The organism is Chryseobacterium sp. SIMBA_038, assembly GCF_046535115.1.
GTDB lineage: Bacteria > Bacteroidota > Bacteroidia > Flavobacteriales > Weeksellaceae > Chryseobacterium.
Genome location: NZ_JAWRXH010000009.1, coordinates 50,319 through 70,749 on the forward strand (window position 1 = coordinate 50,319; position 20,431 = coordinate 70,749).

18 protein-coding genes are annotated in these 20,431 nt (G+C 34.0%); 10 read left to right on the forward strand and 8 right to left on the reverse strand.

Annotation, left to right across the window (positions count from 1 at the left end):
* Nucleotides 1-73: 73 nt before the first annotated feature.
* The 3 genes from prfB to SB689_RS19745 all read right to left on the reverse strand — a co-directional run bounded on the left by prfB (nt 74) and on the right by SB689_RS19745 (nt 3,878).
* The gene (gene prfB, locus SB689_RS19735; protein WP_410693939.1) at nt 74-1,186 is read right to left on the reverse strand and encodes a peptide chain release factor 2; all 1,113 of its coding nucleotides are present in this window, start codon (nt 1,184-1,186) and stop codon (nt 74-76) included.
* Nucleotides 1,187-1,269: 83 nt separating this feature from the next.
* A complete protein-coding gene (locus SB689_RS19740) occupies nt 1,270-2,376 on the reverse strand; it encodes an NAD(P)/FAD-dependent oxidoreductase (RefSeq protein ID WP_410693795.1) in 1,107 nt (368 codons plus the stop codon).
* 146 nt (nt 2,377-2,522) lie between these two features.
* Complete coding sequence (locus tag SB689_RS19745; RefSeq protein WP_410693796.1) at nt 2,523-3,878, reverse strand: AAA family ATPase; 1,356 nt, start codon at nt 3,876-3,878, stop codon at nt 2,523-2,525.
* Between the two features lie 192 nt (nt 3,879-4,070).
* Here SB689_RS19745 and SB689_RS19750 point away from each other — a divergent pair, with 192 nt between their 5' ends.
* From SB689_RS19750 to SB689_RS19765, 4 genes are all read left to right on the forward strand, one after another.
* Nucleotides 4,071-4,979 carry an ABC transporter ATP-binding protein gene (locus SB689_RS19750; RefSeq protein WP_410693797.1) on the forward strand — a complete coding sequence of 303 codons (909 nt, stop codon included), beginning with the start codon at nt 4,071-4,073 and terminating at the stop codon, nt 4,977-4,979.
* Entirely contained in the window at nt 4,972-5,817 is an 846-nt protein-coding gene (locus SB689_RS19755) for an ABC transporter permease (protein ID WP_410693798.1), read from the forward strand. Before SB689_RS19750 ends, SB689_RS19755 begins: the two co-directional genes overlap by 8 nt.
* A 91-nt stretch (nt 5,818-5,908) precedes the next feature.
* A complete protein-coding gene (locus tag SB689_RS19760; RefSeq protein ID WP_410693799.1) occupies nt 5,909-6,580 on the forward strand; it encodes a murein L,D-transpeptidase catalytic domain-containing protein in 672 nt (223 codons plus the stop codon).
* Nucleotides 6,581-6,584: 4 nt separating this feature from the next.
* Entirely contained in the window at nt 6,585-7,208 is a 624-nt protein-coding gene (locus SB689_RS19765) for a hypothetical protein (protein WP_410693800.1), read from the forward strand.
* A gap of 34 nt (nt 7,209-7,242) precedes the next feature.
* On the opposite strand, the gene msrB is transcribed toward SB689_RS19765, so the two are convergent.
* The 4 genes from msrB to SB689_RS19785 all read right to left on the reverse strand — a co-directional run bounded on the left by msrB (nt 7,243) and on the right by SB689_RS19785 (nt 9,734).
* On the reverse strand, nt 7,243-8,346 hold the full coding sequence (gene msrB / locus SB689_RS19770) for a peptide-methionine (R)-S-oxide reductase MsrB (RefSeq protein ID WP_410693801.1): 1,104 nt from the start codon (nt 8,344-8,346) through the stop codon (nt 7,243-7,245).
* Nucleotides 8,347-8,366: 20 nt separating this feature from the next.
* Nucleotides 8,367-8,816, reverse strand: coding sequence for a DUF417 family protein (locus SB689_RS19775; RefSeq protein ID WP_410693802.1), 450 nt, complete (start codon nt 8,814-8,816; stop codon nt 8,367-8,369).
* Between the two features lie 79 nt (nt 8,817-8,895).
* Nucleotides 8,896-9,168, reverse strand: a complete 273-nt coding sequence (locus SB689_RS19780; protein WP_410693803.1) for a hypothetical protein — start codon at nt 9,166-9,168, stop codon at nt 8,896-8,898.
* A gap of 11 nt (nt 9,169-9,179) precedes the next feature.
* Complete coding sequence (locus SB689_RS19785; protein ID WP_410693804.1) at nt 9,180-9,734, reverse strand: sigma-70 family RNA polymerase sigma factor; 555 nt, start codon at nt 9,732-9,734, stop codon at nt 9,180-9,182.
* A gap of 604 nt (nt 9,735-10,338) precedes the next feature.
* Between SB689_RS19785 and alaS the strand changes: the two genes are divergently transcribed.
* The 6 genes from alaS (at nt 10,339) to SB689_RS19815 (ending at nt 18,772) form a co-directional block, all read left to right on the forward strand.
* Complete coding sequence (alaS, locus tag SB689_RS19790) at nt 10,339-12,942, forward strand: alanine--tRNA ligase (RefSeq protein ID WP_410693805.1); 2,604 nt, start codon at nt 10,339-10,341, stop codon at nt 12,940-12,942.
* A 75-nt stretch (nt 12,943-13,017) separates the two neighbouring features.
* Nucleotides 13,018-13,770 carry a hypothetical protein gene (locus tag SB689_RS19795; protein WP_410693806.1) on the forward strand — a complete coding sequence of 251 codons (753 nt, stop codon included), beginning with the start codon at nt 13,018-13,020 and terminating at the stop codon, nt 13,768-13,770.
* Nucleotides 13,770-14,456 (forward strand): hypothetical protein, encoded by a 687-nt coding sequence (locus tag SB689_RS19800; protein WP_410693807.1) that lies wholly within the window; start codon nt 13,770-13,772, stop codon nt 14,454-14,456. The genes SB689_RS19795 and SB689_RS19800 overlap by 1 nt, the downstream gene beginning before the upstream one ends.
* A 134-nt stretch (nt 14,457-14,590) precedes the next feature.
* Complete coding sequence (locus SB689_RS19805) at nt 14,591-17,005, forward strand: DUF5686 family protein (protein WP_410693808.1); 2,415 nt, start codon at nt 14,591-14,593, stop codon at nt 17,003-17,005.
* Nucleotides 17,006-17,050: 45 nt separating this feature from the next.
* Nucleotides 17,051-17,287, forward strand: a complete 237-nt coding sequence (locus SB689_RS19810) for a hypothetical protein (protein WP_410693809.1) — start codon at nt 17,051-17,053, stop codon at nt 17,285-17,287.
* A 15-nt stretch (nt 17,288-17,302) separates the two neighbouring features.
* Nucleotides 17,303-18,772: a M20/M25/M40 family metallo-hydrolase gene (locus tag SB689_RS19815; protein ID WP_410693810.1), complete on the forward strand. Its 1,470-nt coding sequence runs from the start codon at nt 17,303-17,305 to the stop codon at nt 18,770-18,772.
* Between the two features lie 389 nt (nt 18,773-19,161).
* Here SB689_RS19815 and ilvA read toward each other — a convergent pair whose 3' ends face one another.
* Complete coding sequence (gene ilvA / locus SB689_RS19820) at nt 19,162-20,427, reverse strand: threonine ammonia-lyase IlvA (RefSeq protein ID WP_410693811.1); 1,266 nt, start codon at nt 20,425-20,427, stop codon at nt 19,162-19,164.
* Nucleotides 20,428-20,431: the final 4 nt, after the last annotated feature.

Consider the following 20,431-nt stretch of genomic DNA (forward strand, 5'->3'; position numbering starts at 1 on the left):
TTAACAAAAATAAGTCTAATAAACTTCAAAAGGAAATTAATTATAAGAATTTAACTAAAAGATGACATGATATTTATAAGTCCAGGTCTTCGGCCGAGCCTCCCGTTCCGTCTGCCATCAGATATGCTTTCAGGAAAGGCGTAAGATTTCCGTTCATCACAGAATCTACATCTGAGGTTTCGTGAGCTGAGCGTACATCTTTTATCAATTTATAAGGATGCATGACGTAGTTTCGGATCTGGCTACCCCACTCGATCTTCATTTTATTGGCTTCAATTTCGTTACGGGCTTTCAAACGTTCTTCCAATTCCTTTTCATATAATCTTGAACGAAGCAACTGCATTGCTTTTTCTTTATTTTGAAGCTGTGAACGGGATTCTGAGTTTTCAATGATAATTCCTGTCGGTGCGTGACGAAGACGAACAGCAGTTTCAACCTTGTTAACGTTCTGTCCACCTGCACCGGAAGATCTCATCGTTTCAAATGAAATATCGGCAGGATTAATATTAATTTCAATAGTATCATCCACCAAAGGATAAACATATACAGAAACGAAACTTGTATGACGTTTTGCATTACTGTCGAATGGCGAAATTCTTACCAATCTATGAACTCCATTTTCACCTTTCAAGTAACCGAAAGCGTATTCCCCTTCAATTTCTAAAGTAACGGTTTTTACTCCCGCAACATCACCTTCCTGATAGTTCAGTTCTTTGATCTTGTAGCCTTGCTTTTCTGCCCACATTGTGTACATTCTCATCAGCATGGCCGCCCAGTCGCAACTTTCTGTACCTCCCGCTCCGGCTGTAATCTGTAACACGGCAGAAAGTTCATCACCTTCGTTAGAAAGCATGTTTTTAAACTCAAGATCTTCGATTTTCTCTACTAATTTAGGAAAGGTTTCGTCCAATTCTTTTTCAGAATCTGGATCTTCTTTGGCAAATTCAACCAAAACCTGTAAATCTTCAAACTGAGTGCTGATTTCGTCATAACCTTCCACCCATTTCTTCTTGGAACGAAGTTGTTTCAGGAAAGTTTCGGCTGTTTTCGGGTTATCCCAAAATTCAGGTGCAGCCGTTTTTTCATCGTCATTGGAAATTTCTATCTTCTTTTTTTCTATGTGAAGATATTTATATAGGTCTTCAATTCTGGATTGAACTTCTTTTATCTGGTCGTTGTTGATCACGAAATTATTCTTTTTTGCAAAAATAAGCATTTTTATTCCCACAGATTTCACGAATTTACACAGATTCTCTTACCACGAACAAATTAAATCATTTCAGCAACAATTTCTCCAATCTTCGGAGCCAAAGCAACGCCCATTCCTGACAATCTTACCGCGCAAAACTGTTTGTCAGAGAGTTGTTTTACAATCGGAGTTTTTTCAGAGCCCATTGCCATAATTCCCGACCATCTCAGGGAAATTTTAAAATGATGATTCGGAAGGATAACTTCTTTGAGGAAATTTTCTAAATGATCTTGCAGAAATTCTGTTGTTTCAAAATTAGTTGTTTCCTCGGTTTTAAAATCCTGATTTCTTCCGCCACCTAATAAAATTTGATCTCCTAAATTTCTGAAATAATAAAATCCTTCATCGTAATGAAAAGTTCCTTTTAACTTTAAATTTTCAATAGGTTCAGTTAATAAAATCTGTCCGCGAGCCGGAATAATATTTTCTTTGTCTAAAAATTTTGAGCTAAAAGCATTCGTACAATGAATAATTTGATCTGATTTAATTGATAAGTTTTCAGAAAGTAGAACTTCAATTTCATTAGGCTTTTCAATAATATTTTCAACTTTGGTTCCAAAAAGGAATTCAACTTTTAATTCATGACATTTTTCTAAAAGCTTCTGTAATAATTTTCCGGAATGCAAACTTCCTTCACATAGATTTTCAATTAAAAACTCAGATTTTCCCAATCCGAATTCTTTGATTTTTTGCTGTTGTAAAGAATATGTTTTTTCGATTCCGGTTACTGATTTCAGCTTTTCATTAACCTCATAGATTTTCTGTAAAGGTTGATCGTTATTCAGAATTTCGTAGCCTCCGCTTAATGCAAAATCAATTTCTGAATTTTTAAAATAATGTTGAATTTTTTGAAGTCCATCAAACCTCATTTTCACCAATTCTAACGTTTTTTTCCAGCCCATTTTTTCAGAATCGGCAATAATTTCGGTAAGGCTTCCAAAACAGGCAAAACCTGCATTTCTTGTTGAAGCTCCCAACGAAACAGAGTTTCTTTCAATAATTAAAACCAATTTTTCGGGATATTTTTCTTTAATGGAAATAGCAGTCCAGAGTCCGGTAAAACCACTTCCGACAATGATAATATCCCGTTTTCTGTAAAATGTTTCAAGCTCCCAAATGCTGTTCATGAATAATAAGTAATTGGTAATAAGTAATTTTGTGAATGGTTTATTTAGTGAATGGTCAATGGTCAATTTGCTTCGCTTGTGAATTTTTTATGCCTGAAAATTTTCACTATTAATTTGCAAAGTAAAATTCACAATTGACCTTTTAATTAACCTTTATTTTTCTCGTCTTCGTTATGCTGAAAGCCAATTTCTCTTCTTGGTTCTTCAACGATTCTATAAGATTCCAGCTCAACTCTTAAAGATTGGATTCTATATTGAAAATCGTCAGAATTATTGATAATTACATCACTTAAAAATCTTGCGATTTGTTCAAGATATTCTTCCGTTAGCTTTCCTTTGGCATCTCTTAAAGCACCATTCAGAAGCGTTTCATCGATCTTAAGATTTTCATTTCTTGTTCTCTGATAAAGATTTTTGATGCGTTTTTTTAAGCTTTGCGTAAAATCGATCAACATTGTATTGCTGAAAACCTTCATTTCAGAGGAAATCCCCTGCCAGAAAGGGATTTTATCCGCTTTGTTATTTTTAAGAATTTTATAGAGTAAAGAATCCTGTTCAAGACCTCTTGTCATCGCATACAGAATGATTTCCGAACGTTCCGAAGCATTGGGCGGAAAAACGGGAATCATCACATCAAACCTTCCCGGAGCCAGAATTTCTTCATCAATTTCAGAAACTGTATTGGCAGAACCGACCATCAACATGTCTTCTCTTTCGAATTTTCCGATGTAGTGAAGAATAATTTCCTGAGTTTCAAGATTGCATGAAGCAATGTCGGTTTCCGCTGTTCTCTGCATCATAATTTCATCAAAATCATCCATGAAAAGCAACACTTTATCTTCTTTCATCATTTCTAAAAGAAAATCGTTGAAATTAGTCTTGTTTCCATCTACGAAAGAGGTTCCCAAGTAGTGTTTTTTAACTTCTTTGAATTGATAATTAATGATTTCAGCAATTTTATTAGCCCAGAAAATTTTTCCGCTTCCCGGAGGGCCGTACAAAATCATTCCGGCAGGTTTATTAATTCCCCAATCTTTAATCTGTTGTGGATTTAAAAATGGTTCCAAAACACTCGAAATGTAAAAGAACAAATCTCTGTATCCAATAAAATCCCTGTGTTGAAGACTCGTTTTATGCCCAAAATAATTATAGACAAACTGATAGTTTCCACCTAATTTATTATCAATTCCGTAGCTTGAAATAGAGGATTTAAAGAAACCGTTATCGAAAATATTCGGATTGGATTCCTTTATGGCCTGTTCTACCTTTTGCTTTGATTTATTAATGGTTTCCGCGATTTGCTCGGACGTTTTGTTTTCATCAAGATCTTTTTCATACTCTTTTAAAAAATCTGAATTTTCACGGGCGAATTTTTCAAAATCTTTCTTCACTTCAAAATTGGTGCTGATGCACACTCCAAGTTCAAGATCAAAATCCTGTATAAATCGTTTTATAGCTTCTGCAGAAATGTGGAGCTCCTTTGCCAAATCAATTAACTTCATAATTACCGATTAATTCTATCAAATTTAGTATTTAAAATATGAATGAGCAATACCTTGTAGGCAGTAGGTTATAAGCTTTAGGCAATAAGCTGAAAAATTCACAATTCACAATTCACAATTCATAACTTAAAATTTAAAAATTTTGTAACAATTTCTAATTTATATAGACTACTACTATGTAAAACAAATTACATGGAAAAAATCTTATCAGTAAAGAATCTCACCAAAAAATTCAAAAGAGTTGTGGTAAACAATATATCTTTTGATGTTGAGAAAGGCAATGTTTATGGTCTTTTAGGACCTAACGGAAGCGGAAAATCAACCACTTTCGGAATGTTGCTATCAACCATAAATCCTACAAGCGGCGACTGGTTCTGGTTTGGAAAAAAGGGAACCGATTCTGATACTCTGAAAAAAATCGGAGCAATTATCGAACAACCTAATTTCTATCCTTATCTAAGTGCAGAAACCAACCTGAAAACTGTTGCCGAGATCAAAGGAACACCTTATGAAAGAATTGATGAAGTCCTGAAAACTGTCAATCTTTATGAAAGAAAAAAAGATACTTTCAAAACGTTCTCGTTGGGGATGAAACAACGTCTCGCAATAGCTTCGGCGATTTTAAACAATCCTGAAGTTCTTATTCTCGACGAACCTACCAACGGACTTGATCCTGAGGGAATTATCCAGATCAGAGATATCATCAATAGTATTGCTAAACAGGGAATTACGATCATTATTGCAAGTCACCTTTTAGATGAAATTGAAAAAATATGCAGTCATGTTATTGTTTTAAAAGAAGGAACTGCCATCTATTCCGGAAGAGTGGATGAAATGACCAGTGACAAAGGATATTTTGAATTAAAAGCAGACAATAATACTCAACTTTTAAGTGCACTGGAAGAACTCCAATGGTTTACTTCGGTAAAAATAGACGGTGAAATTATTAAAGCTCAAATTCGTGATGATGCTTCAATTTCGGCTTCAGCTTTAAATCAAAAACTGGCAGAAAAAGGTATTTTCTTATCCCATTTAAATAAGAAAAAATTATCTCTTGAAACTCAATTCCTTGAACTTGTAAAAAACACGAATCATGCTTAAATTATTAAAACTCGAATATTATAAAAATCTGAATTACAAGCCATTCAAGATTTTCACCATCCTATATTTTGCAATTTTGATTGCATTGCTTTTTATCGGTCTCGTAGATTTGGATCTTTTCGGGAATCCAATCAACTTAAAACAACAGGGAATTTATAATTTTCCGGAAATCTGGAATTTCACGACATGGATTGTCGGTCTTTTGAAGATTTTCTTAGGATTAATCATTGTTTTCTCGATTTGTCAGGAATTCAGCAACCGAATGTTTAAACAAAATACCATTGACGGGCTGAGCAGAAAAGAATTTATTAGCTCAAAATTATTGACGCTAACGATCTTCACTGTAATTTCTACCCTTATTGTATTCGTTATTACCTTGTTTTTGGGACAGAAATATTCTGTTGTGACGGATTCAGAAAGTATGTTCAAAGAAATATTTTACATCGGAAATTACTTTTTAAAACTGTTCACATTTTTCTGTTTCTTAATGTTTCTTTCTATACTACTGAGAAAATCGATGTTTGTATTTTTGACATTCTTTATACTTTGGATCGTAGAAGGAATTCTTCAGGCAATAGAAAAAAACATCGTTCTAACCGGATTGAGCGGAACAGCATTGGAAACAAAATTCCAGAGTCATTTCTTTTTCACTAAAGTTTTGCCGTTGGAAAGCATGTCCAGCCTGATTCCGAATCCAATGTTAAGACTTAATGCTGTAAAAATGCTAGGCTTAAAATACGAATTTACTTACCCAACAGAAAGTCTCGTTGCCTGTCTTATTTGGAGTGGAGTTTTCATTATCGGATCTTATTGGATCTTGAAAAAGAGAGATTGGTAATTCAACTATAACTTTTACATTATAAAAAATTAAAGTGGTTCATATTTTGAATCACTTTTTTGTTTAATTTTAACTTTCTTTGAATCTAATGATGAAAAACTTATCCTTCTTTTTTATAGCAACATTTTTAATATTATCATTAATTGTAATTACTTCATGTAATCAAAAAGTTGAAAATTTTGTTGAAAAAACAGCTTCAATTATAAAACCAAAACCTGTTACAAAACCTTCAATCGACCTCAATAAAACCGATAAAAAAGGACAAGAAGCTCTTAAATTTTGTAAGAAAAATAAGTTTAATACAGAGTTTTGTATTTTGATTGACATGAGTTTACATTCAGGAATCAATCGGTTTTTTATTTATGATTTTAAACAAAAGAAAATTACTCAGAAATATTTGGTTGGTCATGGATGCGGAAATAATATCTGGAGCTGGGATCAATCAAAAGATAAACCCGATTTCAGCAATGAAGATGGAAGCCATCTTTCAGCTTTAGGAAAGTATAAAATCGGAGAAAGAGGAAGAAGCGAATGGGGAATTAATATAAAATATTTAATGCACGGCTTGGAAAAGACAAACGATAATGCCTTAAAAAGAACCATTGTTTTTCACTCATGGGATAAAATGAGCAATGATGAAGTTTTTCCAAAAGGATCGCCTGAAGGCTGGGGTTGTCCGACAGTTTCTAACGATGCGTTAAAAAAGATCGATCCTATATTGCAGAATTCTTCCAAGCCAGTTTTGATGTGGATTTATAATTAAAAATATGAGAAACGGTACGAAAATATATTATTTCCCGGGATTGATAAGCGCTTTGTTGATTCCAATTTTATTTTGGTATTATGCGAGTCAAAGAGTTCATCCACCTTATACTGCACTTGACCTGGGAATTCCTGCAAAACATAAATACAATGACAGTATTGATAATACTTTTGAGTCCGTCCGAAACTGGAAATATCAAAAGATCATTGTAAAACCTAATACAGTGCTACAAAACCAACATTATTATATTTCTGAACTTAAAAAGCTTCAGCAGAGAAATCAAAAAGAAACAGGAATTGAATTTGTAATTGATGATAAAAATAATTATCAAGATTTAGTGAGTTTGATCAATACCATGCAATTAGCAAAACAAGAAACTTACGGGGTTGATGTAGGAAATACCGGTCATTTTTTTGCGGTTCATTTTTATAAAGATCAAAATAAAAATTATGCTATTTGCGGTGGCGTAGTTGGTGGAGAAACAGATTATAAACAAAAAGAAGGTCTTAATTTCACAGATATTAAAAGACTTCCTAAGCAATCTTATTACATTATCTTCGGATTCTTATTATTTCTAAACATCTCCATGTTGAGCATTAAAGAAAGATTTCAATTAAATTTAAAATAAAAAAAGGTTGCCTTTCGACAACCTTCCTTTCACATTACTTTTTATCTAACAGGGAAAGATAATCTCCGTACCCTTTTTTCTCCATTTCTGCTTTTGGAACAAACTTCAAAGAAGCACTGTTGATACAGTAACGAAGTCCGCCTTTGTCCGCTGGTCCGTCATTGAAAACGTGTCCCAAATGGGCATCCCCGGTTTTGCTTCTTACCTCTACTCTTGTCATTCCTGCAGATCTGTCTAATTTTTCGTCAACCAGTTTTTTAGTAATTGGTTTTGAAAAACTAGGCCATCCACAACCAGATTCAAACTTATCGGTTGAAATAAATAACGGTTCGCCAGTTGTGATATCTACATAAATACCTTCACGGGTTTCATCCCAATATTCATTTTTGAAAGGCATTTCAGTACCATTTTCCTGAGTCACTTTATATTGTTCAGCCGTTAATTTTTCTTTTAAAACCTTTTTATCCTCTTTTTGATATTTTGCTTTTGCATCTTTCTTTGGAAGAGGGTTTGCATTTTTTGCCATTTCGAAAAGTCCTGGTTCGATGTGGCAATAACCTCCCGGATTTTTATCCAAATAATCTTGGTGATAATCTTCTGCTTTATAGAAGTTTTTAAGAGCAATAGTTTCTACAACTAAGGGTTTGCTGTAATTTTTAGCTAATTTCTGAACCTCTTCTTTTACAATAGCTTCAGTTTCTTTATCAGTAGAATAAATCCCTGTTCTGTATTGATCTCCTCTGTCATTTCCTTGTTTGTTCAGACTTGTAGGGTCAATTGTTTTGAAATAAAGATCAATTAATAGTTTTAAATCAACTTGTTCAGGATCATATTTCACTTTTACAGTTTCAGCAAAACCTGTTGTATGACTTACCACTTCTTCATAAGTAGGATTCTGAGTTTTTCCGTTGGCATAACCAACTTCCGTTCCTACAACTCCGCGAACCTGTTGAAAAAAATGTTCTGTTCCCCAAAAACATCCGCCTGCAAAATAAACTTCTTTTAAATTTTTGTCGTTCATAACTGTCTCATTATCTTTTTTAGTTTCTATCGGTTTCTTTTTTAAAGAATCTCCGCAACTTGTAGCAAATACTGCTATGCCCAGTACCATTCCGAGCAATATTAATATGTTTTTCATTTTTATTTTTTTATTATTATTCATTTTTTATCATTTTGAAGTATCATTAATCCAAATCCTAAAAACAATAGATCTTTTAATATAAAAAAGTCTGTTACGGGTATTCCGTCCACTACTTTCCAAATTCCGGGAGTTGTAAATAAATAACTCAGCGTTGTAAGAAAAGTCACGATCATTCCTATCGCGGCATACCTTCGTAAGTATGCAAATTTCGCACTAAATATGAGTAGTAAGGCAATGATAATTTCTATCGCTCCGATAGCATTTGACACTGCCTGAACGCTCATGATATCATATACGTAAAAAGTAAGGAAGTGGTTTTCTACAAGGCTTTTTATTCCTGCAGCTTCGGTTGGTGTAAATTTGAAAATTCCGATCCAAAGCAAAATAAGAGCTGTTCCGAAAAGCGAAATATAATAACCCGTTTTGTACGTTGGTAGTTCTTTGTTGATTGATGTTGTTCCGTTCATTTTTTAAGATTTTGAATTAATACTTTGTTATTTTCAAAAGTATAGTCGGAACAATTTCAAAATCCTGACAAAATTTCTTTTAAATATCTAAATTTTTAGCAACCCTATCTTTAAAGGATTGAATTTCAGAATCATTAATTTCAATTTTTTCTTCCCGAGAAAGTTTTCTTTTTAAAATATCATCTAAAATTTCCAACTTTTCTTTATAAGCCCGGCACCATTTGCAGATCTTTAAGTGCATGGAAAGTTTCCAATCCTCTTTTGGAGAAATGGAATTGGCGTTTCTTTTTTCCATCAGCAAAGTCGCTTCACTGCATGGTAAAAATAAAATATGAATAAATTTTTTCAACATATTTTTACTCGTTACGATTTTGCAAACCAGTTAAAATCCAGACATTCTCTGAGCTGCATTCTACTCCTTTGCAAGATCTTCCAAAGATTAGTCGTAGAAATATTCAATTCCTGACTCACTTCGGGTGCTTTTTTTTCTTGAAGATAATACATTTTCATGGGAATTTTCCATCGAGATGGTAAATCTTCGAGACAATCTTCCAGTGTTTTATTAAAATCATCATTATCCAGAAGCTCTGTTTCTTTGTTGGAAGCGTCCCAATCATTCAGTACATCGTTATTTTTCCATGATCCTGTTTCATCAAAAAAATGATCAAGTCTTATTTCAGGTTCGGATTTATATTTTTTTCTATAAAAATCAGCAACCTTATTATTAAGGATGGTATTCAACCAGGTTAAAGGTTTACTTTTCCCTTCAAAAGAATCATACGACGAAAAAGCAGCAATAAAAACTTCCTGAACAATATCTTCCGCCTCTATCCTATCTGAAAGTACATAAACCGCTCTTTTCAGCAAAGGTTTGGAGTATTGTTCTATCCAGCTTTTCAGTGTTTCGTTTTTCGTCATTTCCTATTTAATATTAACCACAGATTACACAAATTTACACAGATGTTTGAGTGTAAAATCTGCAAGAGTTTTTATTTAATATTAAAACGAATATAGAAAGTTAAATTCTAAAGTGCAAAAATTTCATGATAATCATACTTTTATCCATCAAGTTTGTCATCCCGTAGGGATCTAGACATCATATTTGTTTTTTTATTCTCAACAATTGAGATTCCTTCGGGATGACAAACTTTTTGGTGATTGCAGCCGTTTGAAGTTTAAAATATTGAAAATAAGAAATTGCTCCCTCGTAATGACGACCTTTTCTATAACAAGAATTCCCTACCTCAGGAGAGTGGTGAAAATTCTTTGAAATTTTTGACGGGGGTGGTTTTCAACAATATCCTTCTATACCACTAACAGAAACAGTTACCCCACAGCAATTGAAGGGAAAACCGTTCGCGCGAGGAGTAAAGTGGATAACAGATAATGCTTCAAAAATATTATGTCACTTTTATGACGTTTATATCTCTAATTTGTCAAATATTTGACATTAAATCACCTAAAAATAGTAAATTTGCATTTATCAAAAATTTGTAAAAAGCAAAGCAATATATATATCATTATGACATCACAAGAGATACGTCAAAAATTTTTAGATTATTTTAAAAGTAAAGAACACCTTATCGTTCCTTCGGCTCCAATTGTGCTGAAAGACGACCCTACCCTAATGTTTTCCAACTCTGGAATGACGCAGTTCAAGGATTTTTTCTTAGGCTACAAAACGCCTACCGCCCCAAGAATTGCCGATACACAGAAGTGTTTGAGAGTTTCAGGGAAGCATAATGACTTGGATGATGTAGGTAGAGATACTTATCACCACACCATGTTTGAAATGTTAGGGAACTGGTCTTTTGGTGATTATTTCAAAAAAGATGCTATTGCTTTTGCCTGGGAATTGCTGACTGAAGTTTACGGAATTCCAAAAGAAAACTTATATGTAACCATTTTTGAAGGAGACGCTTCTGAAAATCTGGAAAGAGATCAGGCTGCTTATGATTACTGGAAAGCAGTAATTTCTGAAGACAGAATTATCAACGGAAACAAAAAAGATAACTTCTGGGAAATGGGAGCAAGTGGACCTTGTGGACCTTGTTCTGAAATCCATGTTGATTTGAGAACTCCTGAAGAAAAAGCTAAAGTTTCAGGACTTGAATTGGTGAACAACGATCATCCTCAAGTTGTAGAAGTTTGGAATCTTGTATTCATGGAATTCAACAGAAAAGCTGATGGTTCTCTGGAAAAACTGCCTGCTCAACACGTAGATACAGGAATGGGCTTCGAACGTCTTTGTATGGCGCTTCAAGGGAAATCTTCAAACTATGACACAGACGTTTTCACGCCGTTGATTACTAAAGTTGAAGAACTTTCAGGTAAAAAATACACAGGAATTTTAGAAGACGAAAAAGATATTGCGATCCGTGTTGTGGTAGATCACATCAGAGCGGTTTCTTTTGCGATTGCTGACGGACAATTGCCTTCAAATGGAGGTGCAGGTTACGTTATCAGAAGAATTTTAAGAAGAGGAATTTCCTATTCTTACAGATTTTTAGACATGAAAGAACCTTTCCTTTACAAATTGGTTGCTGTTCTTAAGGATCAGATGGGATCAGTTTTCCCTGAATTAGAAAAACAAGGGAAATTAGTTACTGATGTTATTAAAAGTGAAGAAGAATCTTTCTTAAAAACAATTGAAACAGGATTAATCAGAGTTGATAAATTAATTCAGCAAACGATTGCAAATAATTCTAAGGTTTTACCAACTCAGGAAGTTTTCGAATTATACGATACTTACGGTTTCCCTGATGATTTAACAAGAATTATCGCTGAAGAAAAAGGTTTAACGATCGATGAAAAAGGTTTTGAAGTTGCTTTAAATGAGCAAAAACTTCGTTCAAAAGCGGATTCTGCTCAAAAAGTATACGATTGGGTAACATTAGAAGAAGGAGAAGAAAACTTCGTTGGTTACGACCAAATTGAAGCTGAAACACATATTACAAGATACAGAAAAGTAGAAAATAAAGACGGCGAATTTTATCAGGTTGTGTTGAGCAACTCTCCTTTCTACCCCGAAGGTGGTGGACAGGTTGGTGATAAAGGCGTCCTTGAAAATGCAACTGAAAGTTTCGAAGTATTAGAAACTAAAAAGGAAAACGGGTTAATTATTTCATTAATTAATGGTCTTCCGAAAGATGCAAGTGCTATTTTCTATGCTAAAGCAGATGCGACAGACAGAAAAAACTCTCAGGCTAATCACTCGGTGACTCACCTTTTGCATGAGGCGTTGAGAGATGTTTTAGGAACTCACGTTGAGCAAAAAGGCTCTTACGTCGGTCCTGAATATCTTCGTTTCGACTTCTCTCATTTCAATAAAATGACGGAGGAAGAATTAGCTTTGGTTGAAGAAAAAGTGAATGCAAAAATCAAAGAAAGTATTGCTTTACAGGAATTCAGAAATATTCCGATCCAAGAAGCGATTGACAAAGGCGCAATGGCTTTGTTTGGTGAAAAATATGGTGACAGCGTAAGAATGATCCAGTTTGGAAGTTCAAAAGAACTTTGCGGTGGAACTCATGTTAAGAATACAAGCGAAATCGGTCATTTCAAATTGACTTCCGAAAGTTCTGCAGCAGCAGGAATCAGAAGAATTGAAGCAATCTCAGGAGATAAATCTGAGGAATATTTCAAAGGTTTAGAAAAACAGGTTCTTGAGCTTTCTCAATTGCTAAAATCTAAAGATGTTGTAAGATCTATCGAGAAATTAATCGAAGAAAATGCATCATTGAAAGCAGAAGTAGAAGCTTTCAAAAAAGAAAAAGCAAAAGGCGAAATAGGTGACTGGAAAGGTGCTTATGAGCAAAAAGGCGATAAATTACTTTTAGTGAAAAGAACTTCTTTAGATGCCGGTTCAGTGAAAGATATCGTCTTCCAGTTGAAGAAAGAAATCCCAACTTCTATAACGATTATCCTATCCGATGCAGACGGAAAACCAATGATTACCGTTGGCGTTTCTGATGATTTAGCAGGAATTTATCAGGCTGGAGCACTTATTAAAGAGTTAGCAAAAGAAATCCAAGGCGGCGGCGGTGGAAATCCAGGTTTCGCTACAGCCGGAGGTAAAAACCTTGATGGCTTGGAGAATGCTTATCAAAAGGCTTTGAATATTTAATACCACATAAATACACAAAACTAAAACAGAAACTTTCGAGTTTCTGTTTTTTTATTATCTTTCAAAAAAATTACCATGAAAAAACTCTTAATTATTGGTTTTACATCACTTTTATTATGGTCGTGTAAATCAAAGAACGACAAAATTCAGGATTTTGTTAAAGCATATAATGCATCCTCTTCTATGATTAGCAATTATATGATAAAATCCACGAAAGCCATTTCTTCAGGTCCAGACGAAATAACAATTGAGATCAATACCAACAATCAGGAATCTGACGAATTGGAATCCGGAATGATCAGTTCATCTCTTCCCGAACTTATTGGTCAAGGTATCAAAAGTGAACGTTCAGGAAATGAACTTCTTGAAAGCGGAGTAAAATTTAAATTAAAAATTATCAATACCGACGGGAAAGTTATTGCTAACCAGACAGTAGATAAAAACAGTCTTAAAGGAAATGCTTCGGACGGTTTCAAATCTGTAGTAGCCGGAAATCCTAATGCCTCACAACTGAATACCATCCTTGAAGTTTTCAATAAAAACCTTCCGATGGAAGATAAAGCTACAGGAACAAAGGTTATGAGCATTAAAGCCGATGAACAAAACAATATTGTATACACTACTGAAGTACCGGATAGTTATAAGGCTTTGTTAGAAGTGGAAGGTGCAGATCAGATTTTAAAAGATGAAATGCTGAGAATGCCTCAAGTAAGACAAGTACTGACTAAAACTGAAGCTCTTGGTGTAAAAAATCTGAAGTATAAGTATGTAGATGCAAAAGGTAAAACCGTTAAAGAAATTACAATTTCAAAAGAAGACTTGAAATAATGGATAATAAACCTGTTTGGCGAACGATTTTAAGTGTTGCTTTTGGTCTTTTTGCCCTTGTAAGGCTTGCAATGACCTGTAATAAAATGTCTAATAACTCCTCTTCTTCAAATATTTATCAGACGCAATCTTATCAAAATATGACCAGCGCACTTGAAGACAGTAAAAATAATTATCAAAACAATATTCAGGATTTATCGAATGATATTTTTTATGAAAGCTATGACAGCATCAGTAAGCTAGGTGATTCTGAAATGGCTATTTATCGTATAAAAAAGGTGAAAAAAGATACACTTTTGCCATTAGATCTTTCTGCAAAAATAAATATTGATGCTAATAGTTACATTCAAAAGAACTTTGATGATTCATTAAAGCTTGCTGTAAAATTACCTGATAACACTTCTATTTTTATGCACAGCTATGAAGCCAAAAATGGAGATGCACTAGAAAATCTGAAATCTTTGAAAAAGAAAAAAGATATCCAAAATATATCATTAAAATTGGACGAGCCTAATTCTAAGTTTGTAAGCTACAATTACAAACACAATGGGAAAAAATATAATGGTTACGCATTGATTTCTAAAGAGGATGGACAATACACATCCATAGAATTTGAAAATAATAAGCTCACGAAGGATGAACTTGAAATGAAAACATTTGTTTTTCTATCACAACTTACAAAATAATAAAAACGCTCGAAAATTTCGGGCGTTTTTTGTTTTACACTTAAGATATTTTCTATTAAAAATCATTTGAATATCAATGATTAAAACTTTTCCAAAACAATAAATATTATTACTTTTGACGTAGTATTTTTTACATGAAAAGGGTTTTACTGTTTATTTTTTTTTTGATCTCTATTTTTGGTTTTTCACAATCAAAAATTAAGGTAGTAGATGATGCTAGTAAAATTCCTGTTCCCAATGCCAAAGTCTTTTGCAATAACAAATTATTGGGTGAAACAGATACTCAGGGCATTTTAGAATTTAAATCAAAATGTAAAAGTATCACTGTTCAAGCCAATCAATATCAGAAAGAAACATCCGTTGTAGAAAGCGACATGACTATTTCTTTGATCAAAAAATCTTCCAAAACGACAGCTATTGAAGAAATCATTATTGAAGATAAAAGTGATCCGAGAGCGTTGGAAATACTTAAAAAAGTCAATCAGTTATTTACAAAAAATTCACCGAAAAGTTTAGAATCTTACACCTATAAATCCTACGAAAAAATTTCATTGGATATTGATGAAGACAGTATTTCTCAGTTCAATCAGTTCTTTGAAGAAAATAACTTATTCAAGAAAAAAAGAGAAAAAGATTCGCTAAATAATATTTCGGCAAGACAGATATTTTCAAAAAGTAAATTATTCCTTTGGGAAAGGGCTCAGGAGTTTTTATTCTCAAAAAAATATGGTGAAAAGATCAATATTCTGGACAACAGAATTTCGGGTCTTAAACAGCCTATTTACGAGATGATCGCCCTGCAGCAAAGCAACAGAGATAAAATTCCCAATCAGCTTAAACAGGAAAACAGAGGATTGTACAGATTCTTTTTAACTGATACTATTGTGATGGATGGCAGAAAAAATTTTGTCATCCGTTTTCGTGAAGTGAATTACAAGAAACCTGACAAAAAAAGGAAATACAACGGCGCAATTTACATTGACACTGAAACTTACGGCATCAAAAAAATAGAAAATTTCAGCAAAAATAAAAACGACGGAATCATTACCAGTACGTGGATTTTCTATAACAATAAATGGTTTTTGGCTCATGAAACCGTAAAACTCCGAATGAATAAAATGGCAATGCAGGAAGACAAAAAAAGTCATTCTGAAGACGAGCCAGAGAAAATTGATAAAAGAAGTTTCGGGACTTATGCGTTTCTGTCTTCAAAATATTTTGATTTCAGATCGCCTATTGAAGAGGATTCCAAAGATTTTAAAGGCTATACTTTTTCCGTGAAAAGTTCGGATGGAAAAGCACTCGATCAATACAGAACAGAACCTCTGACAGAAAGAGAAAAAAACACCTATACAACGATCGACAGTCTCGGAAAAAAATATAATATTGATAGTAAAGCAAGGGTATTAACAGGATTAATTAACGGGCAAATCAGATCCGGAGTTTTGGATTTCGCAGTTGATGAAATCGTGAACTTTAACTCCTATGAAGGTTTTAGATTAGGTTTAAAAGCTAAAGTGAATGAAAATTTCAATCCATACTTCTCTCCCGATTATTATTTTGCATATGGTCTGAAAGATGATAAACTAAAATACGGAATCGGTCTTGATATAAAGACCAATCTTGATAAAAATTCTTTTTTCAGGATCGATTATTACAATGATGTTACCGCTTCCGGAGAGTTTTACAGAAGACTCTGGAACTTCAAAATGAGGATGATGAACTATGGAAATAATATTAATAATGATAAATATTTCCATTACAGAGGCGCTTCCGTTTCTTATCTGAATGATGTTACCAACGGATTGACGCTGGTTTTCGCAGCAAAAAGAAATTATGAAGAAGCATTGTTTGATTATCAGTTCAGAAACAGCGGTCCTGCTTTTGAAAATTTCAACACGTTATTTACCTTAAAATATTCCCCGAATTCAACCAATATTATGACTCCGCAAGGAAAATCTATTGTTGATCAAAAATATCCTGAACTATATTTCAACTACGAACAAAGTTTTAAAATATTAGGCGGAGACTTTAATTATACCCGTTTTGATGCTCTTTTTGTTCATAATTTTAAGACAATGCTCGGAACTACCGGTGTAAGATTTTATGGCGGAATGGTTTTCGGTGAAGCTCCCATCTGGAAGAATTTCACGATGAACGGTCTGGCCTCGCCAAGAAGAGATTTTAATTTCAACTTAACATCTTTCTTAGGTTTTGCGACCTTGGAGGGTGGAAAATACTATAACGATAAATTCGTTGCCTATTATTTTACTCATAAAATCCCTTGGTATTTTAAAAGTTTTGGGCAAAATGTTTCAAGTTTTGACTTTGTGTTAAGAGGAACCATCGGAGATATGAAACACCCTGAATATCATCAGTTCAACTTCAGAAAGTTAGATCATTTGTATCAGGAAGTTGGCTTGGAGTGGACGAATTTTCTTTCCAGCTATTTCAATTTAGGAATATTTTACAGAGTCGGTTATTATACAACTCCGAATTTTAAGCAAAACTTTGCGATACAGTTTAAGCTTAAATTATTAGAGTTTTAAATAGGAGTAATCGGTAATTAGTAACGAACAATTAATAAAATTTAAATGAAAACAATACAAATAAAAGCAGAGCAGTTTTTTGAATTATTAAGATTAAAAGACACGCCAATGTGGGAGATTTTTGCCCAAATGATTGATGGAGAAGAAAAAGAAATCGTCTTTTTAGATAACGAAGACAAATTGCTTTTCAATTATGTTTTACCTTCAAATAAAGAAAAATTAGAAGAAGACAGAAAAGAATTCTCAAAGCAGTTTTCTGAAAAATTGGCTAACTTTAATTAAAATTAAAAAAGCACGATGAAAAAAAAGTATTTGTTATCCGTTTTCGCTCTATTTATTTTAGGTTTTGGAAATGCTCAAAACTATAAAAAACCTCTCGTTTCAGCTATCAAAGAAACAGATCTCAGAAAAGATATGTACGAATTGGCTGCAGACCAGTTTTGGGGACGTGAAGCCGGAACTTTAGATGAATTAAAAGTTTCCATGTGGCTGGCCGACAAAGCCAAAGAAGCAGGAATGAAACCCGCCGGAGACAACGGAACTTTCTTCCAGTTTTTTGATATGTACAGACATCAGGTTATCCCGCAAAGCAGCTTAAAAATTGGAGACAACTCTTTAAAATTATGGAAAGATTTCCTTGTAGCAGAACCCGTAAATGCCAACATCGATGCTGAAATTGTCTATGCTGGAACAACTGAGCCTGAAGATCTTTCAAAATTAAATATTAAAGGAAAAATTCTTGCGATCAACGCATCTGATAAAAACATCGACAAAGAAATGACGCTTTTCGTAAGAAGATATCCCGGATTTGTAAGAACGAAATACTACAACAAAGCATTTGAATTAGGTGCAAAAGCTATCATTTTCATTACAGATGATACTTCTGATAAAAGCTGGGTTGAAGTTCTTCCTCAAATGACAAGAGGTGCTTACGGAGTTGAAGGTTTAAGAGAAAAAGTAACGAATAATATTCCTGTTCTTTGGATTAAAAGAGAAAATGCAAATTGGGTAAAGAATAATCCTAAAATTTCTTTAGATCTAATCACAGAAACTTACAAATATCCGTCTGTAAATATCATCGGAAAAATCGACGGAACAGATCCGAAATTAAAAGATGAATTTGTTCTATTAAGCGGTCACCAAGATCATGATGGAATAAGACATCCCGTAAAAAACGACACGATCTACAACGGAGCCGATGACAATGCAAGTACTTGTGTCGCGATGTTGGCAATGGCAAGAGCTTATAAAAAACAGCCAGGGAAAAGAAGTATTTTATTCGTTTTTCACGGAGCTGAAGAAAGAGGATTGTTAGGTTCAAGATGGCATGCCGCTCACCCTGTTGTTCCGAAAGAAAAGATTGTTGCCGTTCTGAATGGCGATATGATTGGTAGAAATGATAACAATGAAGCCGCTTTATTAGGAGGAAATGCACCTCATAAAAACTCCGAAGAATTGGTGAAAATGGCCGAGGATGCCAATAATGAAAGTACGAAATTCAAATATCTGAAAGATTGGGATTCCCCAAGTCACGCGGAATATTTTTATTTCAGAAGCGATCATCTTCCGTATGCGAAAGTGGGAATTCCTGCGATATTTTTCACGAGCGTTTTGCACGATCAATATCATACGCCACAGGATGAATCTGAAAATATCAACTATAAAAAACTCTATAAAATGACAGAATGGATTTACAGAACTTCATGGAAAGCAGCCAATGAAACGGAACGTCCGAAAGTGATTTCTAATTTTACGTTGGAGAGATAATTTGAAATTAAAATAGATCAAGCTGAGTAAAAACTCAGCTTTTTTTATGCATTATAATGCCCTGATCTGAAAAATATTTAAATATCAGATTAAAAAATAAGTTCTCCTCATTTTTAGTTCAGACTTATTCAAACTGATATTGGTTGGGGTAGGTTGTGGTCCAGATTTTATAAAACCAATATAAGTTTGCTCCGTCCCAAGTCGGGAAAGCTTAAAACACTTTTGGTTTACACTGGAAACAATTAATATTTACTAAAACCAATATTTTAGATCAAATACAGCAGTTTTTAATGAAAAAACATTTTGATAACCCCTAAAAACAAAGCCTCACAAATTGTGAAGCTTTTTCATCATTGGTTTTTAGACTTTTAGCCTGATTTTAATCTTGTTTAAATTAATAAGTTCATCAGAGAAGGGTCATTGTTGAGATAGTTTACAAAGAAATCCAGTTTTTTCATTTTGTATAAGAGCGGATCAAAATCTTTTTTGTCCTTTAAAACAATTCCCACCACAGCAATCCCTTTCTCTTTTGAATTTTTCTTGGTATATTCAAAACTCGTGATGTCATCATCCGGTCCCAGAACATCCATCACAAAAGATTTCAAAGCACCGGGTCGTTGCGGAAATTTTACCAGAAAATAATGTTTCAAACCTGCATACAAAAGTGCTTTTTCTTTAATCTCCTCCATTCGCGTGATATCATTATTGCTTCCGCTGATAATGCAGACGACATTTTTTCCTTTAATTTCATCTGCATACTGCTCAAGCGAGGCCACTGATAAAGCACCTGCAGGCTCTACAACGACTGCATCTTTATTATATAATGAAAGAATGGTTTCACATATTTTTCCTTCATTCACCGTTGCGACATCGTATAATATGTTACGGCAAATTTCAAAAGTAAGATCCCCTACTTTATGAACTGCCGCTCCATCCACAAAGCGACTGATTTTATCTAAATGGAAAGGAGCTCCGTTTTCCAGTGCTTTTTTCATACTTGCCGCCGTGGAAGGTTCTGCCGCAATAATTTTGGTTTTGGGAGAAAGTTCTTTAAAAACTTTACAGACTCCCGCCGCCAAACCGCCACCGCCAAAAGGAACGAAAAGATAATCTATAGGTTCTTCAGCTTGCTCCAGAATTTCTAACGCCACAGTCGCCTGTCCATCAATAATTGCAGGATCGTCAAAAGGATGGATGAACACTCCATGATTTTCATCACAAAATTTTATTGCTGTATCCTTTGCTTCATCAAACGTATCTCCGAAAAGAATAACTTCCACATAGTTTCCGCCAAACATTTTAACCTGCTCAAGTTTCTGCCCAGGTGTTGTTAAGGGCATAAAGATCGTCCCCTTCACGTTCATCGCATTACATGCAAATGCGACTCCCTGTGCGTGATTTCCTGCACTTGCACAAACGACTCCTTTAGATAAATGTTCTTTACTTAAAGTTGCCATTTTATTATAAGCACCTCTGATCTTATATGATCTTACGCGTTGAAGATCTTCTCTTTTGAAGCTGATATTTGCATTAAAAATGTCAGACAAATGATTATTGGCAGACAATGACGTTTTGATGCTTATATTTTTCAATCTTTCTGCGGCCTTCTGTACATTTTCAAGAACCGAAACAAGTGTTTCCTCTTCGTATTTCATATGA

Bases quoted from the DNA above. Each gene is read 5' to 3' on its own strand.
- SB689_RS19740 (WP_410693795.1), bottom strand. From the start codon at position 2,376: ATGAACAGCATTTGGGAGCTTGAAACATTTTACAGAAAACGGGATATT.
- SB689_RS19745 (WP_410693796.1), bottom strand. From the start codon at position 3,878: ATGAAGTTAATTGATTTGGCAAAGGAGCTCCACATTTCTGCAGAAGCT.
- SB689_RS19750 (WP_410693797.1), top strand. From the start codon at position 4,071: ATGGAAAAAATCTTATCAGTAAAGAATCTCACCAAAAAATTCAAAAGA.
- SB689_RS19755 (WP_410693798.1), top strand. From the start codon at position 4,972: ATGCTTAAATTATTAAAACTCGAATATTATAAAAATCTGAATTACAAG.
- SB689_RS19760 (WP_410693799.1), top strand. From the start codon at position 5,909: ATGAAAAACTTATCCTTCTTTTTTATAGCAACATTTTTAATATTATCA.
- SB689_RS19765 (WP_410693800.1), top strand. From the start codon at position 6,585: ATGAGAAACGGTACGAAAATATATTATTTCCCGGGATTGATAAGCGCT.
- msrB (WP_410693801.1), bottom strand. From the start codon at position 8,346: ATGAAAAACATATTAATATTGCTCGGAATGGTACTGGGCATAGCAGTA.
- SB689_RS19775 (WP_410693802.1), bottom strand. From the start codon at position 8,816: ATGAACGGAACAACATCAATCAACAAAGAACTACCAACGTACAAAACG.
- SB689_RS19780 (WP_410693803.1), bottom strand. From the start codon at position 9,168: ATGTTGAAAAAATTTATTCATATTTTATTTTTACCATGCAGTGAAGCG.
- SB689_RS19785 (WP_410693804.1), bottom strand. From the start codon at position 9,734: ATGACGAAAAACGAAACACTGAAAAGCTGGATAGAACAATACTCCAAA.
- alaS (WP_410693805.1), top strand. From the start codon at position 10,339: ATGACATCACAAGAGATACGTCAAAAATTTTTAGATTATTTTAAAAGT.
- SB689_RS19795 (WP_410693806.1), top strand. From the start codon at position 13,018: ATGAAAAAACTCTTAATTATTGGTTTTACATCACTTTTATTATGGTCG.
- SB689_RS19800 (WP_410693807.1), top strand. From the start codon at position 13,770: ATGGATAATAAACCTGTTTGGCGAACGATTTTAAGTGTTGCTTTTGGT.
- SB689_RS19805 (WP_410693808.1), top strand. From the start codon at position 14,591: ATGAAAAGGGTTTTACTGTTTATTTTTTTTTTGATCTCTATTTTTGGT.
- SB689_RS19810 (WP_410693809.1), top strand. From the start codon at position 17,051: ATGAAAACAATACAAATAAAAGCAGAGCAGTTTTTTGAATTATTAAGA.
- SB689_RS19815 (WP_410693810.1), top strand. From the start codon at position 17,303: ATGAAAAAAAAGTATTTGTTATCCGTTTTCGCTCTATTTATTTTAGGT.
- ilvA (WP_410693811.1), bottom strand. From the start codon at position 20,427: ATGAAATACGAAGAGGAAACACTTGTTTCGGTTCTTGAAAATGTACAG.